Consider the following 16,229-nt stretch of genomic DNA (forward strand, 5'->3'; position numbering starts at 1 on the left):
TTATGGGCGATAGCATTCTTTCACAAGCAGAGATTGACGCACTGTTAAACGGTGACAGCGGAGGTGATGAACCCGAGGCTGTGATAGGTAACGAGACAGACGTTAAACCTTATGATCCAACGACCCAGCGACGTGTGGTGCGTGAGCGCCTACATGCGTTGGAGATCATTAATGAGCGGTTTGCTCGTCAGTTCCGAATGGGGCTGTTTAACCTATTGCGTCGCAGTCCCGATATCACGGTGGGGCCGATCAAAATTCAGCCATACCATGATTTTGCTCGAAATCTGCCGGTGCCCACCAACCTCAACCTAATACATTTGAAACCCTTACGCGGTACGGCGCTGTTTGTTTTCGCCCCAAGTTTGGTGTTTATCGCCGTTGATAACCTGTTTGGCGGTGATGGCCGTTTTCCGACAAAAGTGGAAGGCCGTGAATTTACGCATACCGAACAACGTGTTATCAATCGGATGTTACGGCTGGCGCTGGATGCTTACCGCGATGCTTGGGCGCCTATCTATAAAATAGATGTGGAATATGTCCGTTCTGAAATACAGGTGAAGTTTACCAATATCACCACCTCCCCTAACGATATTGTGGTGACAACCCCTTTCCACGTGGAAATTGGCGCGTTGAGTGGTGAGTTTAACATCTGTATTCCGTTTGCCATGATTGAGCCATTGCGCGAACTGTTGACCAACCCACCACTGGAAAACTCCCGTCAGGAAGATAGCCATTGGCGTGAAACGCTGGTTAAACAAGTTCAGCATTCAGAGCTAGAGCTGGTCGCTAATTTTGTCGATATCCCGCTCAGATTGTCGCAGATACTCAAGCTGCAACCCGGGGATGTGCTCCCTATAGATAAACCGGATCGACTGATTGGTCATGTCGACGGCGTACCGGTACTGACCAGTCAGTACGGGACATTAAACGGGCAATATGCCCTACGTGTTGAACATTTGATTAACCCTATTTTGAATGCTCTGAATGAGGAACAGCCCAATGAGTGACCCTAAGCTTCCGTCTGATGATGGAAAGGAATCCGTGGATGATCTGTGGGCTGATGCGTTTAATGAGCAGCAAGCGGCGGATAAACCAACGGCCACAACCGAAGGCGTATTTAAATCACTGGAAGCACCGGACGCACTGGGTAACTTGCAGGATATCGACTTGATTCTGGATATCCCGGTGAAGCTAACAGTGGAGCTGGGGCGCACCAAAATGACTATCAAAGAGTTGCTGCGCCTGTCACAAGGCTCGGTGGTTTCCCTTGATGGTTTAGCGGGCGAACCACTGGATATCTTGATTAACGGTTATCTGATTGCTCAGGGTGAAGTGGTGGTCGTGGCGGATAAGTACGGCGTGCGTATCACTGACATTATTACCCCATCAGAACGTATGCGTCGTCTGAGTCGCTAATGACCGGAGCGCAAACCGTGGCAGCAACGCTAACTGATTCATCCACTGGAACCGATGTCCCGGTAATCGTGCATTCGGCACAAATGAATGCTACGCAAGTGAATCAGCCAGCTATTACCCCGCCAGCAATCACTACGCAAACACCGGTGACGGGGTTTGCTACCAGCCATCCGGGTGTTGCCACGCAGCAAGCTGCGCCAGCCATGCCCGCAGGTTCGGTGCTCACGCAAGTTGGCTCGGTCTTAGGGGGCATTTTACTGTTGATTTTGTGTGCCGCCTGGTTGGTTCGCCGTTTAGGTTTTGCGCCACAGGCGCGCAACAATAAACTATTAAATGTTCGCGCCAGTTGTCAGGTAGGTCAGCGTGAACGAGTGGTGGTGGTCGAAGTCGATAATACTTGGCTAGTATTAGGCGTCACCGCACAAAATGTGACGCCACTTCATACATTGCCGCGCCCTCCTGTTGACGAGACACATACCGCGCCGTCGTCAGACTCAGCAAAACCGGCTGATTTTCGCCAACTACTGAATAACCATCTGTTTAACAAAAAATTGAAACATCCGGAAAAATCGGCATGATGTCCCTGCGTCCGCTTCTGAATAAAGCCGCTCTGCTGCTCATCCTTTTCTGCTCTCCAGCAGCATTTGCTCAACTGCCCGGTATTATTAGCCAGCCTTTAGCAAATGGTGGGCAAAGTTGGTCGTTACCGGTGCAGACACTCGTTTTTATTACCACACTGAGTTTCCTGCCCGCCGCGTTGCTGATGATGACCAGTTTTACACGCATCATTATTGTACTCGGTTTGCTGCGCAACGCCTTAGGTACTCCATCCGCCCCCCAATCAAGTCATGCTGGGGTTAGCTCTATTTCTGACGTTCTTCATTATGTCGCCGGTATTCGACAAAGTGTATCAGGATGCCTATCTGCCTTTTAGCCAAGACAAGATAAGTATGGAAGTCGCGATGGATAAAGGTTCGCAACCGTTACGTGAATTTATGCTGCGCCAAACACGCGAGTCAGACTTAGCACTGTATGCACGGCTGGCAAACCTTCCACCATTGGAAGGGCCGGAAGTCGTTCCTATGCGTATTTTGCTGCCAGCGTATGTCACCAGTGAGTTGAAAACCGCATTCCAAATTGGCTTCACCGTTTTTATTCCATTTTTAATTATCGACTTGGTGGTCGCCAGTGTGCTGATGGCCCTAGGGATGATGATGGTTCCTCCTGCCAGTATTTCGCTCCCCTTCAAGTTGATGCTGTTTGTCTTGGTTGATGGCTGGCAACTGTTATTAGGCTCGTTGGCGCAGAGTTTTTATAGTTGATGATGTTTTATCACCGAGAAACAAATTACGTTTTTATCCATCACATTTAAGCAAGGGGGACTCGTCATGACACCAGAATCGGTAATGGCACTCGGCGTCGAGGCAATGAAAATCGCCCTTGCATTGGCGGCACCACTATTATTGGCTGCGCTGATCAGCGGTTTGATTGTAAGCCTATTGCAGGCAGCAACACAGATTAACGAAATGACATTGTCATTTATCCCGAAAATACTGGCCGTATTCACCACCATGGTGATTGCAGGCCCGTGGATGTTGAGCCTGATACTCGACTATATGCGCAATTTATTCACCAGTCTGCCGACGTTGATCGGGTAATAATGATCCCCCTCGACACCACGCAACTGAGCCTTTGGGTCAGCCAATACTTCTGGCCATTAATCCGCATACTGGCACTGATCACCACCGCCCCAGTACTCAGTGAGAAGCAGATAAACCGCAAGGTCAAAGTGGGTTTGGCGGTATTAATTACCTTTCTGATTGCCCCTTCTCTGCCACCGGTCAATATTCCCCTCGTCTCCGCCGGTGCGGTGTGGGTTGCAGCCCAACAGGTCTTGATTGGGGTGGCCATCGGCTTAACCATGCAATTTGCTTTTGCCGCTATCCGCCTGGCAGGTGAAGTGATTGGCTTGCAAATGGGGCTTTCTTTTGCCACATTCTTTGACCCCTCAGGAGGGCCAAACATGCCGGTTCTCGCCCGGTTATTGAACCTGCTGGCGATGCTGTTATTTCTCACCTTTGATGGACATTTGTGGCTGATTTCATTGCTGGCAGACAGTTTTCATACCTTACCTATCCAGTTCGAACCACTCAATGGCAATGGATTTCTGGCATTGACGCAGGCAGGTTCATTGATCTTCATGAATGGTTTGATGCTGGCCTTACCACTGATTACGTTGCTACTCACCTTAAACATGGCATTGGGGATGCTAAATCGTATGACGCCACAACTCTCTGTGTTCGTCATCGGTTTCCCACTGACCTTGACGGTCGGTATTATTTCGTTGGGGCTGGTTATGCCGCTGTTGGCACCGTTTGCCGAGCATCTGTTTAGTGAGTTTTTTGACCGTCTGGCGGGTGTATTAAGCGGATTGGCAAGCTGAGATACTGTGGGGCGAACCCCACAGTCGTCGACGGATTATTTATTCAGTTGGAACAGAGACATGCCCTGCATATTGGTGAATGTCGTGTAGGATGCCTGCAATGCGGCTTGTTGCATGACATATGAAGAGATAGCAGAGTTCCAATCCACATCAACCAAGTCACTTAACCGTTGTTTATTGATCAAAGTACGGTCTGCACCTAAGCTATCCAGGTTGTCTAACTCCTGCAACTGAGTCCCAATCTCTGCTTGCACAGATAAGACATTATTCAGTGAGTTAGCCATACCACGGATACCTTTATCCATATCAGCTGTTGCCTGCGCTTTAACCTCATCCGTTGCGCCTTGTAAAGGCGTCTTCAACGAATTTAATACCGTATCTATCGTATTAAAGATATTGGCTTCAGAGGCTACCGGATCACCATTGACATCATCAGGTTCTGGTTTCGCATTACTGGTTAATGCCATAAATATGCTAGAACCCGTATGCCCTACTGTCATGGAACGGTTCGAATCGACTTTCTGTGTAATTGCTGTATCGCTCCCCGCGTAAGTCACTTCACCTGTCGCGCTGACCACAAAAGGAGCCTTGTCACTTTTAAACCCACCAAACATATAGCGGCCGTTACCATCCTTAGAGTTTGCCTGATTGAGGAGCTGATCTTTTAAACCCTGTAACTGTGTCGCATAGGAGGCACGGTCATCGTCACTTAGAATATCGCTCTTAGCACTGATGATGATGCTTTGAATTGACTGGATAGTGGTTGTCGCTTGTGCAAGAACCGTGGTCTCTAATGAGGAACTTTGGCGGGCAAAACTACGTGCCAAGGTATATTGACTATTTTCAGCTTCAGACTGTGAAACCATAACCGCTTGGGACGCCGACATTGGGTCATCCGAGGGGTTAACAACCCGTTTACCGGTAGACAGTTGTTGACCCGACTGCATCCAAAGGGATTGGGCATTAGTGACGCCCTGCATAGTTTGCTGATAAATCATGCTGGTACTTAAGCGCACAATGTCAGTTCCTTTTAGCAACAGCTAAGTCAGTAAACAGACTGACTTAGCTCGAAAGAAGATAAGTAGCGGCATATCACTTTGCCGCAGATAAAAAATTAACCGCGGATATCCAGCAATGCACTGAATAATGTTGACGCGGTCTGCATGACTTGTGCGTTCGCCAAATAATATTGTTGGAAACGCTGAAGGTCACCGTACTCTTCATCCAAGTTCACCCCGGAAATAGACTGCTGCTCGGCGGTCAACTGAGTCACAATATTGGCCTGCGCCGTACTGTTGGTTTTCGCGGTGTTCGTCTGGTTACCGACGGTGCTGACCAATCCGGCATAAGCGCCAGAAAGAGTTGCTTTACCGTCCACCAATTTTTTGGTTTGCAGATCCATTAACGCTTGGGCATTGACGTTATCACTCTCGCCACCTGCCGCGGTGCCCGCAGCTGCAATTTTACTGGAGTCTGTAATTGCAACCTGCAAATTAGCCGCTACGTTAGAAACTGTTTTTACAGTAAATTTATCTCTGGCTTGCGCGCCATTAGTACCATTATCAATACTGACAGCAACGCCATCAAAGCTTAAGCCGGTCGTGTTACCACTCGCATCCTTCACCGGGCTGGCCGCCACCTTGGTGTTATCCGATAAGCGAGTCACCTGCCAGTCAGTCCCATCAAACTCAACGCTATAATCACTGGCTTTGACTTTTGAAGTATCGGTATAAGAGACCGTCAGGCTAGCATCACCCTGATTTCTTGAATTTTTCAACGTAGTCGGTTCGGCAAAACTAAAGAAGTCAGTACCCACATCACCGTTGGAATCAAACCCGGCTTTGTGCTGAGTATTGAAGCTATCAGCCATCACCAAAGCCAGTTGACCTAGTTGATTGCGCGCACTGTCCAGTGCTTCACTGCGGAATTTTAACGTGCCACCAAGACTGCCGGTCATCAAACGACTTTCATCGACTTCCAGCGTGGTGCCGCTACCATATTTGTAGCCAATGGATAAACGTGTTGCATCCGCGCTGGAAGGCATCGCTTCCACTTGGTAAGACGTTGGCCCTTGAACCAACGGCAAGCCGTTAGCAAATGAGACGTTATAAGCATCACCATCTTGTTGCGTGACTGTCACGCCGACAATCTGATTCAGCTCGGTCACAAGCTGGTCGCGTTGATCCAGTAAGGCGTTCGGTTCGCTACCACTGCTGCCACGCAGACGGGTTATCTGGTCATTTAACTTAGCGATTTGATCGGCATAGTTATTAATTTTCGCGACACTTTCAGTGATCTTCTGATTGACGCCCGTATCCATATCGCGCAGGTATTTATCGGCATTCTGGAATTGGTTAACAAGCCCTTCAGCCTTGCCGAGTACAGTCTTGCGTGCCGAATCATCATCGGCATTACTGACCAAGTTTTGCAGGTTGCTAAAGAAATCCTGCATCGTCGTTGAGAGGTTATTGGACGTGTTAGAGAGCAAATTATCAATTTGCGATATTTGCTGATAATAGGTCGTCAACCCACTGCTTTGAGTCTGTGCAGAACGCAATTGATTGGTAATAAAAGAGTTATATTCGCGGTTAACACCCGTCACCGTCACACCGTTACCAATAAAACCCGCAGGGCTTAACGTTCCGCCGTTTTGCGCAAAAATGGTGTTCTGACGGTTATAGCCTGCCACCTGATAATTGGTGATGTTATTACTGACGGTGCTCAGGGCATATTGTGCTGCGCTCAGACCACTCATCGCAGTATTCATTAAACTATTGGACATGAAGAAATCCTTTTACAGCAGGCGATAACTCTCGCGAACCTGCGTTTATTAATATTGGGATACTGCCTGAGGAAACCGAAGCCCCCGCACAGCCTGTAAAGGTTATCGACCAGACTTTTGATAACTTGAGTAAAAATGTGGGTCCAAACTCGGCTTTAATCCCAAAATAATTGGGGTTGCCGGTAGGCGGCAAGCAAACGCCCCTGCAACTTCAAATACGAAGGGATTCTTAGAAGAGCTGGCTTAAGTCGCTACTATAAGCCTTCACCGCCTGCTCCCCGGCACTCTTCATCTGCTGGATGACACTGACCAATTTTTGGGCATATTGTGGGTCAGTAGCATAACCGGCTTTTTGTAGGGCATGCGCCCCTTGTTCTGGGCTTTGAGCTGCGGCCACATTGGCGTAGCGCGGGTTTTGAGTCAGCAATTTGACATAATCACTGACCGCTTCGACATAAGAGCCATACACCCTAAAGCGTGCTTTGGTTTTCTTCGCTACACCCTGTTCATATTCGGTGGTGGTAATTTCACTGACTGGACCATCCCAGTTACTGCCCGCTTTAATCCCAAAGACGTTATAGCTGGTCTTGCCATCATGGGTTGGAATCTCACGCTGGCCCCAACCTGACTCCAGCGCAGCCTGTGCCACGATAAGCTGGTGAGGAATGCCGCTTTGCTGACTGGCGATTTGCGCCGGAATAGACATTCGCGCCACGAAACTGCCGGTGCCTTGCGGCAATGATGCCGCATTATTGGCCGGCGGCGTTGGCATGGCCCGACGCACCATTTGTTCCAATGCCTGTGTTGGCAACGTTTGTAGAACTTCATTGTCCAGCATCATCGGCACTGTACCGGCGGTTTCACTTGGTGAGGTTGAACCAGAAAGCTGCTCCACCATCATATCTGCCAGACCGAGTCCTTTGACCGACATTTGCTGTGCGATTTGTTGGTCATACATCGAGGTATAAAGCCGGGTTTGATCACTGTTCATCACGCCATCTTGCGGCAAGGCAGAGCGCATGCTTTTGAGCATCATCTGCACAAACATGCCTTCTACCTGTTGAGCAACCTGCTTCAGGTTCCCCTGCGGATCTCTTGCTGCATCGCGTTTCAACGCATTCAGTGACTGGGCGTCATAAGCCGCCCCGAACATGTCATTGGCTGTACCGGACATTGCCATCAAATCACTCATTAGATAATTTCCAATTTAGCCCGTAAGCAACCGGCACTTTGCATCGCCTGCAAGATAGACATCAAATCGATAGGTGTTGCCCCCAGCGAGTTCAAGGCACGCACCACATTGTTCAAGTTCGGGCTGGCATTGACACGCTGCAGTGCACCGCCTTGTTGCTGAACAGAAATCTGGGTGTTCGGTGTTACCACCGTCTGGCCACCACCAAATGGCGTATCCGGCTGGCTAACGATGTTTTGCCGGTCAACCACTACGGACAAGTTCCCTTGTGCCACCGCACAAGAGTCCAGCATCACGTTGCGGTTCATAACAACGGAGCCGGTACGGGAGTTGATAATCACTTTTGCATCACCCGCGTCGACATTGACGGGAATGTTTTGAATATCAGCCAGAAAACGGACTTGCGAACTGCTGCCGCGCGGCACCAACACTTGAATGGTACGAGCATCAATAGCGGTTGCTGAACCAAAACCACGCTGACGGTTAATGGCATCACTCACCTGCTGCGCTAGGGTGAAGTCTTCGTTATTCAACTGAAGATTAATCACCCCATCAGTACCAAAGGTCGTCGGCAGTTCACGCTCGATAGTGGCACCGTTGCTGATTCGCCCGCCAGTCAATTGGTTGACCTGCACGCTGCTGCCCCCGGAGGAGGCACCGGCGCCCCCCACCAAGACATTCCCTTGAGCCAGTGCATAAACCTGATTATCGACCCCTTTTAGTGGTGTCATCAGTAGTGTGCCGCCGCGGATACTCTTAGCGTTCCCCATTGAGGAAACCACCACATCGATGGTTTGTCCGGCGCGGGAAAAGGCTGGTAACTTAGCGGTCACCATCACTGCAGCCACGTTTTTAAGCTGCATATTGGTGCCCGGCGGTACTGTTATCCCCAATTGCGACAACATGTTGCTTAAACTTTGCGTGGTGAACGGCGTCTGCATGGTCTGGTCACCGGAACCATCCAAACCCACCACCAGGCCATAACCGATCAACGCGTTATCACGCACCCCTTGAACGGTCACCAAATCGCGAATACGTTCAGCTGACGCCGGTAATGACAGCAACGAAATGAACGCAACAAGCTGTACAACAAACAGTGTGACAAGTGACGGTTTACGCATTGGTGGGCCTCTTAGTACGGCGAAATATTAAGGAAGAACCGCTGCAACCAGCCCATGGTCTGCGCTTCATTGATATAACCATTGCCCACATACTCGATGCGCGCATCAGCGACCTGTGTTGAGGTCACTGTATTGCTGCCGCTGATGGTGCGTGGGTTAACTACCCCAGAGAAGCGGATAAATTCGGTTCCCTGATTGATTGCGATCTGTTTCTCACCCACCACATGTAAATTGCCGTTAGCCAACACTTGGTTAACCGTCACTGTGATAGTGCCATTAAAGGTGTTATTGGCATTTGCCCCACCCTTGCCACCAAAGGTGTTGTCACCAGAAATGTCCATATCAGCACGGGCATTACCTAGCAGACCTTGTAGATAGCGCGGTGCTGTTGCCACAGCAAAGGAACTCGACCCATTACGACTGGCATTGGCTGAGGAACTTTTGCTGGCGCTGACATTTTCCTGCAAGGTGATCGTCAGGGTGTCACCGACGTTACGCGGTCGACGGTCTTCGAATAGCGGCTGATAACCATAATTCATCGGCTGAGCAGCCTGGAAAATCGAGCCATTCGGTAATGGCGCACTGGCAGGAGCTGGCTGTGCAGATGTCGTGCCATCCACCAAGGGTTTATGCGGAATATACGCGCAACCATTGAGCAACAGCATGGCCATCAACGGTGCACCAACCCATCTCAACTCACCTAATTTTCGCAGCGGCGATGTATCCATCTCTGATTATCGATCCTGTAACCTGTTAGAGGCTGGCAAGGTCAGCCCCGAATACTCATTATTCTGCGGCAATCAGGGGGCACTCTCGCCCCCCGAAAGCGGATTTACAGCTGTGTCAGTTTTTGCAACATCTGGTCTGAAGTTGAAACCGCTTTACTGTTGATTTCATAAGCGCGTTGCGTCTGGATCATGTTGACCAGCTCTTCCGCCACATTGACGTTAGATGTTTCAACATATCCTTGATACAACAAGCCCGCGCCGTTCAGACCCGGAGTGGAATCATTCGGTGCACCGGAGCTGGCGGTTTCCTGATACAGGTTCTCACCCATACTTTCCAGACCACTGTTATTAATAAAAGTGGTCAGTGTCAGTTGCCCAACTTGCTGCGTGGCCGTTTGCCCCTGCAAGGTGACACTGACTATCCCGTCGCGCCCAACCGTCATGCTCAATGCATTTGCCGGAATGGTAATGGCCGGTTGGATCGGAAAACCGGCTGAGGTCACTAACTGACCATTTTGGTCAACCTGGAAGGAACCATCGCGGGTATAAGCATTGGTGCCATCAGGCATCTGCACCTGAAAGAACCCCTCACCTTTAATAGCGATATCTTTGGTGTTATCGGTCTTGGACAGGTTGCCTTGACTGTGCAAACGCTCAGTGGCGACTGGGCGAACACCAGTACCAATCTGTAAACCGGATGGCAATGTCGTCTGCTCGGAAGATTGTGCCCCCGGCTGACGCATTGTTTGGTACAGCAAATCTTCAAAGACCGCCCGCTGACGTTTAAAACCATTGGTGCTGACGTTCGCCAAGTTGTTGGCGATCACATCCATGTTGGTTTGCTGTGCATCCAGCCCGGTTTTGGCAATCCATAATGATCGGATCATCGGTTTATTCCTCTGCGCCTTCGCGCTTAACCCAATGCTAACAGTTGATTAGCGCGCTGTTCGTTTTCATCCACACTGTGGATGACCTTCATCTGCATTTCGAAACTGCGGGCATTGGCAATCATGTCGGTCATGGCTTCAACCGCTTTCACGTTACTGCCTTCCAGCACACCCGGCATAATTTTGATAAGCGGGTCGTTAGCCAACTGAGCGCCACGCGCTTGCTGCGCGGCGGGCGTCAAATGGAACAAACCGTCATCACCGTGCATCACTTCACCTGCCGTTGCCCTGACCCGCTTAATTTGGCCAAGTTGAGCGATAGTATTCGGTGAATCGCCAGCATTCAGTGCCGAGATAGTGCCATCAGCAGCGATAGTGACGGCGGCTTCAGGAGGCACTTCAATCGGGCCGTTATCTCCCATTAACGGGTAACCCTGCACGGTCATTTGCCCGTTAGCCCCCACCTGAATGTTACCGTTACGGGTATAGGCTTCAGTACCATCGGGCAGTTGCACGGCCAAATAGCCATCTTGCTGTAAAGCCACATCCAGCGGGCGACCACTGAAGTTGATGGTCCCTTGACTGATATCCACACCTGGGGTCGATGCCACAACCATTGTGCGGGTTGGCATGCTCGGCCCGTCGATTGGGACAGCACGCATAGCGGTCAACTGTGCACGAAACCCCGGCGTAGAGGCGTTAGCCAAGTTGTTCGCCGTGACCGCTTGCTGCTCCAGCGATTGCCGGGCAGCCCCCATCGCGGTATATATTGCGTGATCCATGAGCTTATCCCGTCAGTTCGATTAACGCAGGTTAACCAGAGTTTGTAAGATCTGATCCTGAGTTTTGATGGTCTGCGCATTGGACTGATAGTTGCGCTGCGCCACAATCATGTTCACCAGTTCTTTACTCAAATCGACGTTAGAAGACTCCAACGCACCGCTGGTCAATGTACCGAAGCCACCACCACCGGCAGTGCCGAGGATTGGGTTGCCAGACGATTTGGTTTCTTTCCAGACGTTATCGCCCTCAGGAGATAAACCTTCAGGGTTAGCAAAGTTAACCAGCACAATTTGACCGAGCAGTTGAGTCTGTTGGTTTGAATAAGTCCCGACGACAGAGCCGTCGTTATTGATCTGGAAACCAGTGAACTCACCCGCTGCATAGCCAGTCTGGTTCTGGGTAACGATGCTGTCAGTCCCAGTATTTTGCTGCTTGCTGCCGCCCACATTCAGAGCGAAATCTTGCGCAGGTGCACCATTTACCACCCCCATAGGAATAGTCATATTGAAGTTAGTGGTACTTGCAGTGCCAGTGCCGTTCGTCACGCTTTTCAGTGCACCATTGGTATCAAATACCATCGTGCCACGCAGTGAAGCGGCTGCCGGGTCGGTAGGGTCCAGTGGCTTGCTTGCATCAGCCAGTGTTGCACTGCTGTCTTTGGTGTACACCGACCATGTGTTGCCATTCGCCGCGTCTTCACCCGTTTTAACGTAGAACACATTGATAACATGGCGATTGCCCAAGCTGTCAAAGGTGGTCATGTTATTAACAAAGCTGTACGTTTCTGGTTTTTCTGGGTCAAATGCGTCGGTAATGACATCATGAGTTGAGGTCAAGTTAGCCACCATGTTGCCGGACTCCGTCGCTTTCGCCCCCATCATATCTTGAGGGATAGACAGCGGAATCGGGTTAGCCCCTTGCTGCACTGTTGGTGGTGTCCCTGTTGCCGGGTAACCGGTTAGGCTCAAGCCCTGCATATTGACGATATTGCGGTTTTCATCGAGCTTAAACTGGCCGTTGCGGGCATAGTAAATGCCGCCGCTGCTGTCTTGCATACGGAAAAAACCACTCTGGCTGATAGCCAAATCCAGACGGCGGTTAGTGGTTGTTGGCGTACCGTCGTTAAAGTCCTGAGTAATCCCGGCAACTTTAACGCCCATACCGGTTTGAGAACCGGCGAACATATCGGCAAAAGAAACTGAGCCGGCTTTAAAACCTGAGGTCGCCGAGTTGGCGATATTGTTACCGATCACATCCAGATTACTGGACGCTGCGTTCAAACCGCTGACTGCTTGAGAAAAGCCCATTTTCTTCTCCGTTAAATTCGAGGTCGATGAGAGACCTTAAGCATTGATGACATATCAAATGCCACGTTTAAAAATGAAGGTGAGTCAGTGCAAATCATTGACCCACCGTAATGTTGTTTTACTGCTGCTTCCGTCAACGATTCGGCTTACAAAATTTGACGGATGTTATCCATGGTGGTTGTTCCCGCCATGCCCAGATCCAATTTGGACCCATCGCTACCGCGGGTCACACCATTAACAATGGCGTAGCTAAGTGGGGTAGCAACCAGCGATTCACTCCCACTGCTGGCAGTAATGGTCACGGTGTAAGCCCCATCCGGCGCATTGCCACCGGCTTCCAGTGAGCCATCCCATGTAAAGGAGTGCACGCCCGCCGTCAGGCTACCTATTTCTATGGTGCGAACTGCCAGACCATTGCTATCAGTGATAGTGGCGGTCACTTTATCGGCTGAACGTTCCAGCTCAACACCAAATGGCGTGGTGGTGACCGTGCCATCTTGAGTGCCTGCTAATATGGTGGTGCCTGGGATCATCACGCCATGACCAATCAAGCTACTGGCTTGCAAAGATTGGCTGCTGTCGATTTGCCCGGAAATGGAACCCAAGGTTGTATTCAGTTTTTCAATACCACTCACGGTGTTGATCTGCGCCAATTGCGTGGTCAACTCGTTGTTTTGCATTGGGTTGGTCGGGTCCTGATTCTTTAACTGCGCGACCAACAGGGTCAGAAAGCTGTTTTGCAGATCCTGACTGGTGCTGCCGGTAGTCGAGCTGGTCCCGGTGGTGCTGGTGATACCGTAATCGCTATCGGTCAGAGAATTGGTAATAGCCATTTATGCAGGCTCCTGTTATTGGCCCAATGTCAGTGTTTTGAGCATCAGAGATTTCGTCGTATTCAGCACTTCAACGTTGGCTTGATAGCTACGTGAAGCTGAAATGGTGTTTACCATCTCACCGGTCACATCTACGTTAGGCATACGGACATATCCCTTGGCATCGGCCAGTGGATTACCCGGTTGGAAGACCAAACGGTCTGGCGAAGGGTCATCGACTATCTGGGAAACTCGTACCCCACCCGTCTCTTGCCCTGGTTGAGCGGCGACCTGAAATACCACTTGCTTGGCGCGATAAGGCTGACCATCCGGGCCAGTGACACTGTCGGCGTTTGCCATGTTACTGGCGCTGACGTTCATTCGCTGCGACTGAGCTGATAATGCAGAACCGGCAATATCAAAAATATTCAGTAAAGACATACGTCTTATCCTTGTTGTAACACTGAAATCATCCCTTTAATCTGACTGCCAAGGACAGTCAAATCGGTCTGATATTTCAGGCTGTTATCGGCAAAATTGGTACGTTCACGGTCCATATCCACTGTGTTGCCATCCATTGATGGCTGATCTGGTACACGGAATAACAGATCAAGATCAGGTGGCTGAACTGTGCTTGCCGGGATATGACGGGCTGACGTTAAACTGAGCGACACCCCTGTACCATTGGCACGCCCTTGCTCCATCACTTTTTTCAGTTGGCTGGAGAAATCAATATCACGCGCCTGAAAGCCGGGTGTATCTGCGTTTGCAATGTTGGACGACAGGATCTCCTGTCGTTGAGCGCGTAAGTTAAGCGCTTCTTGTTGAAAACGCAGAGCACCGTCCAGTTTGTCGAGCATAGTCCCCCCGCAAGGTTAGAATTTGGAGTCGACAGCATAAACGTCGCACAGGGAAGCCTATCGTCAGAATAAGGGCAAAATGCGTCGCTATTTATCCCCTTAACCTTCTTGCGGTACAGGTACACTAGTGTGCGAAAAGAGGCTGTGGGTAATAAAAGAACGGCCAGAATTGTGCAGGTGAAGAGGAAAATTGATGGCGATAAAAAGAAGTGGCGCCATAACATTAGCGATGGGGCTGCTGGCGAGTCAGGCACTGGCGCATCAAGCAGTGGCGGCAGATTTATCTGCGCAGGTAAATCAATTCTTCCAACAACAGTATCCGGACAAAGACAGTCAGGTAAAGGTTGTCATCAAAACACCACAGAGCCAGTGGCCACAATGTGAAATGCCTGAAATCACACTGCCCCCCAATGCGCGCCCTTGGGGAAATATCAGTCTATCCGTGCGTTGCGATGGGCAACGTCGCTTTATCCAGACTCAAGTACAAGTCAGCGGGCGCTATGCTGTTGCGGCTCGCCAACTCGCCAGCGGAGTGAAAATTACCCCGCAGGATATCGAGATGAAGCAAGGTCGGCTCGATACCTTGCCTCTCGGTGCATTGCTGGACCCTCATTCTGCTCAAGGTGCTGTAAGTTTACGGCGCATTAATGCCGGCCAACCGCTAACACGCAATATGATGCGCCGCCTGTGGGTCATAAAGGCGGGACAAGATGTACAAGTATTAGCGCAAGGTGATGGATTTAATGTGAATAGTAATGGCAAAGCCATGAATAATGCGGCCATTCAAGATAACGTACGAGTGCGTATGCCATCGGGCCAAATCGTCAGTGGGACCGTGGCCGAGGATGGGACAATTCTCATTATGTTATAGTGATTAAAGTTTTTGTAACCTTTGCCGATAACTTTGGTATGCAGTTATTTGCGGGTCACACAGTGACAATCCCGCGATTCTTTTTGTAAAAAAATAAAGTCTCGCGGGTCGATAAACGTCAATCCCGCTATAAAGGGAGCAACACAATATGAGTATTGAACGCACTCAACCGCTATTACCGGTAACACAAGTGCAGCCACGGGAAACCAGTGATATTGCGCAACAGGCGCGTAAACCGTCGACCCAAACAAAAACGCAAGTCAGTGGTACCGAGGTTAAATTGAGTGATGCGCAGGCAAAACTGATGCAACCGGGCAGTCAGGATATCAATGTAGAACGCGTCGAAACATTAAAAGCGGCTATTCGCTCAGGCCAACTGACCATGGACACCGGTAAAATTGCTGATGCCCTGCTGAAAAATGTCGCGGATGATTTGAAGAATAGCTAAAGATAGCAACAATCTTTAACCGTAAAAGGATACGTGGTGGTGGAAAGATTACAGACCAATCTGGACCAACAACTGGAACTTCTGGAATTGCTGAAGACAGTGGTCGCGCAAGAGCAGCAATTGCTATGCTCTGGTCGGATTCAAGGGACAGTATTGCAAGGTGTAACCGAACAAAAAAGCTCAATACTGGCAACCTTGGCCTATCTGGATCAAACTCGGCTCACCACCGAAAAAACGGTTAATATGAAAGCACCTTATAGCAGCATGATCGAACTGGCCGTGCGTTGGCAGCGTATGTTGGAATTAGCCGAAAGCCTCCAATACAGCAACCTGCACAATGGCTTATTGTTGCAACAGCACATTGAGCATAATGCTCAAGCTCTGGCGGTGCTCAAGACTCGCTACAGCCAGTCATTGTACGGGCCTGATGGCCACTCTAAAGGGGCCAGTTTACTGGGCCGAAAGATCGGGATTTAGTTGTCTCCTGCCGTTATTCACAACTGCATTTAGTGCTCCGCAGAGATAAATTTCCCCACTCGGGCTTATGTCTGCGGCTATTCTCAGCCCCGAACTACTCTC

19 protein-coding genes and 1 pseudogene are annotated in these 16,229 nt (G+C 50.1%); 9 read left to right on the forward strand and 11 right to left on the reverse strand.

Annotated elements, in window-relative coordinates; translation table 11 throughout:
* Positions 1-2 precede the first annotated feature (2 nt).
* The 6 genes and pseudogenes from fliM to fliR all read left to right on the forward strand — a co-directional run bounded on the left by fliM (position 3) and on the right by fliR (position 3,859).
* Positions 3-1,007 carry a flagellar motor switch protein FliM gene (gene fliM, locus ACIOG0_RS13360; protein WP_050098343.1) on the forward strand — a complete coding sequence of 335 codons (1,005 nt, stop codon included), beginning with the start codon at positions 3-5 and terminating at the stop codon, positions 1,005-1,007.
* Positions 1,000-1,416: a flagellar motor switch protein FliN gene (gene fliN / locus ACIOG0_RS13365; protein ID WP_050098344.1), complete on the forward strand. Its 417-nt coding sequence runs from the start codon at positions 1,000-1,002 to the stop codon at positions 1,414-1,416. Before fliM ends, fliN begins: the two co-directional genes overlap by 8 nt.
* An 83-nt stretch (positions 1,417-1,499) precedes the next feature.
* Complete coding sequence (fliO, locus tag ACIOG0_RS13370) at positions 1,500-1,994, forward strand: flagellar biosynthetic protein FliO (protein WP_230678339.1); 495 nt, start codon at positions 1,500-1,502, stop codon at positions 1,992-1,994.
* Positions 1,991-2,738: pseudogene (gene fliP, locus ACIOG0_RS13375) on the forward strand (flagellar type III secretion system pore protein FliP). The gene fliO and the pseudogene fliP overlap by 4 nt, the downstream one beginning before the upstream one ends.
* 66 nt (positions 2,739-2,804) lie before the next feature.
* Entirely contained in the window at positions 2,805-3,074 is a 270-nt protein-coding gene (fliQ, locus tag ACIOG0_RS13380) for a flagellar biosynthesis protein FliQ (protein WP_019210355.1), read from the forward strand.
* A 2-nt stretch (positions 3,075-3,076) separates the two neighbouring features.
* Positions 3,077-3,859, forward strand: a complete 783-nt coding sequence (gene fliR / locus ACIOG0_RS13385) for a flagellar biosynthetic protein FliR (protein ID WP_050098347.1) — start codon at positions 3,077-3,079, stop codon at positions 3,857-3,859.
* Positions 3,860-3,894: 35 nt separating this feature from the next.
* Here fliR and flgL read toward each other — a convergent pair whose 3' ends face one another.
* The 11 genes from flgL to flgB form a co-directional block, all read right to left on the reverse strand.
* A complete protein-coding gene (flgL, locus tag ACIOG0_RS13390; protein ID WP_050098348.1) occupies positions 3,895-4,875 on the reverse strand; it encodes a flagellar hook-associated protein FlgL in 981 nt (326 codons plus the stop codon).
* 98 nt (positions 4,876-4,973) lie between these two features.
* A complete protein-coding gene (gene flgK, locus ACIOG0_RS13395; protein WP_050098349.1) occupies positions 4,974-6,641 on the reverse strand; it encodes a flagellar hook-associated protein FlgK in 1,668 nt (555 codons plus the stop codon).
* Between the two features lie 229 nt (positions 6,642-6,870).
* Entirely contained in the window at positions 6,871-7,833 is a 963-nt protein-coding gene (flgJ, locus tag ACIOG0_RS13400; RefSeq protein ID WP_050098350.1) for a flagellar assembly peptidoglycan hydrolase FlgJ, read from the reverse strand.
* On the reverse strand, positions 7,833-8,954 hold the full coding sequence (locus ACIOG0_RS13405) for a flagellar basal body P-ring protein FlgI (RefSeq protein ID WP_050098351.1): 1,122 nt from the start codon (positions 8,952-8,954) through the stop codon (positions 7,833-7,835). Before ACIOG0_RS13405 ends, flgJ begins: the two co-directional genes overlap by 1 nt.
* An 11-nt stretch (positions 8,955-8,965) precedes the next feature.
* A complete protein-coding gene (flgH, locus tag ACIOG0_RS13410; RefSeq protein ID WP_050098352.1) occupies positions 8,966-9,682 on the reverse strand; it encodes a flagellar basal body L-ring protein FlgH in 717 nt (238 codons plus the stop codon).
* A gap of 104 nt (positions 9,683-9,786) precedes the next feature.
* On the reverse strand, positions 9,787-10,569 hold the full coding sequence (gene flgG / locus ACIOG0_RS13415) for a flagellar basal-body rod protein FlgG (RefSeq protein WP_050098353.1): 783 nt from the start codon (positions 10,567-10,569) through the stop codon (positions 9,787-9,789).
* A 26-nt stretch (positions 10,570-10,595) separates the two neighbouring features.
* Positions 10,596-11,351, reverse strand: a complete 756-nt coding sequence (locus ACIOG0_RS13420) for a flagellar basal body rod protein FlgF (RefSeq protein WP_050098354.1) — start codon at positions 11,349-11,351, stop codon at positions 10,596-10,598.
* A 21-nt stretch (positions 11,352-11,372) separates the two neighbouring features.
* Positions 11,373-12,659 (reverse strand): flagellar hook protein FlgE, encoded by a 1,287-nt coding sequence (flgE, locus tag ACIOG0_RS13425; protein ID WP_050098355.1) that lies wholly within the window; start codon positions 12,657-12,659, stop codon positions 11,373-11,375.
* 146 nt (positions 12,660-12,805) lie between these two features.
* Positions 12,806-13,492, reverse strand: a complete 687-nt coding sequence (flgD, locus tag ACIOG0_RS13430; RefSeq protein WP_050098356.1) for a flagellar hook assembly protein FlgD — start codon at positions 13,490-13,492, stop codon at positions 12,806-12,808.
* Between the two features lie 15 nt (positions 13,493-13,507).
* Positions 13,508-13,912: a flagellar basal body rod protein FlgC gene (flgC, locus tag ACIOG0_RS13435; protein ID WP_050098357.1), complete on the reverse strand. Its 405-nt coding sequence runs from the start codon at positions 13,910-13,912 to the stop codon at positions 13,508-13,510.
* A gap of 5 nt (positions 13,913-13,917) precedes the next feature.
* Entirely contained in the window at positions 13,918-14,331 is a 414-nt protein-coding gene (gene flgB / locus ACIOG0_RS13440) for a flagellar basal body rod protein FlgB (RefSeq protein WP_050098358.1), read from the reverse strand.
* 193 nt (positions 14,332-14,524) lie between these two features.
* On the opposite strand from flgB, the gene flgA reads away from it, so the two are divergent.
* From flgA to ACIOG0_RS13455, 3 genes are all read left to right on the forward strand, one after another.
* The gene (gene flgA, locus ACIOG0_RS13445) at positions 14,525-15,202 is read left to right on the forward strand and encodes a flagellar basal body P-ring formation chaperone FlgA (RefSeq protein WP_050098359.1); all 678 of its coding nucleotides are present in this window, start codon (positions 14,525-14,527) and stop codon (positions 15,200-15,202) included.
* 148 nt (positions 15,203-15,350) lie between these two features.
* A complete protein-coding gene (flgM, locus tag ACIOG0_RS13450) occupies positions 15,351-15,650 on the forward strand; it encodes a flagellar biosynthesis anti-sigma factor FlgM (protein WP_050098360.1) in 300 nt (99 codons plus the stop codon).
* A 36-nt stretch (positions 15,651-15,686) separates the two neighbouring features.
* Complete coding sequence (locus tag ACIOG0_RS13455) at positions 15,687-16,127, forward strand: flagella synthesis protein FlgN (RefSeq protein WP_128451034.1); 441 nt, start codon at positions 15,687-15,689, stop codon at positions 16,125-16,127.
* Positions 16,128-16,229 lie beyond the last annotated feature (102 nt).

Source organism: Yersinia vastinensis, from assembly GCF_044905075.1.
Classification (GTDB): Bacteria; Pseudomonadota; Gammaproteobacteria; order Enterobacterales; family Enterobacteriaceae; genus Yersinia; species Yersinia vastinensis.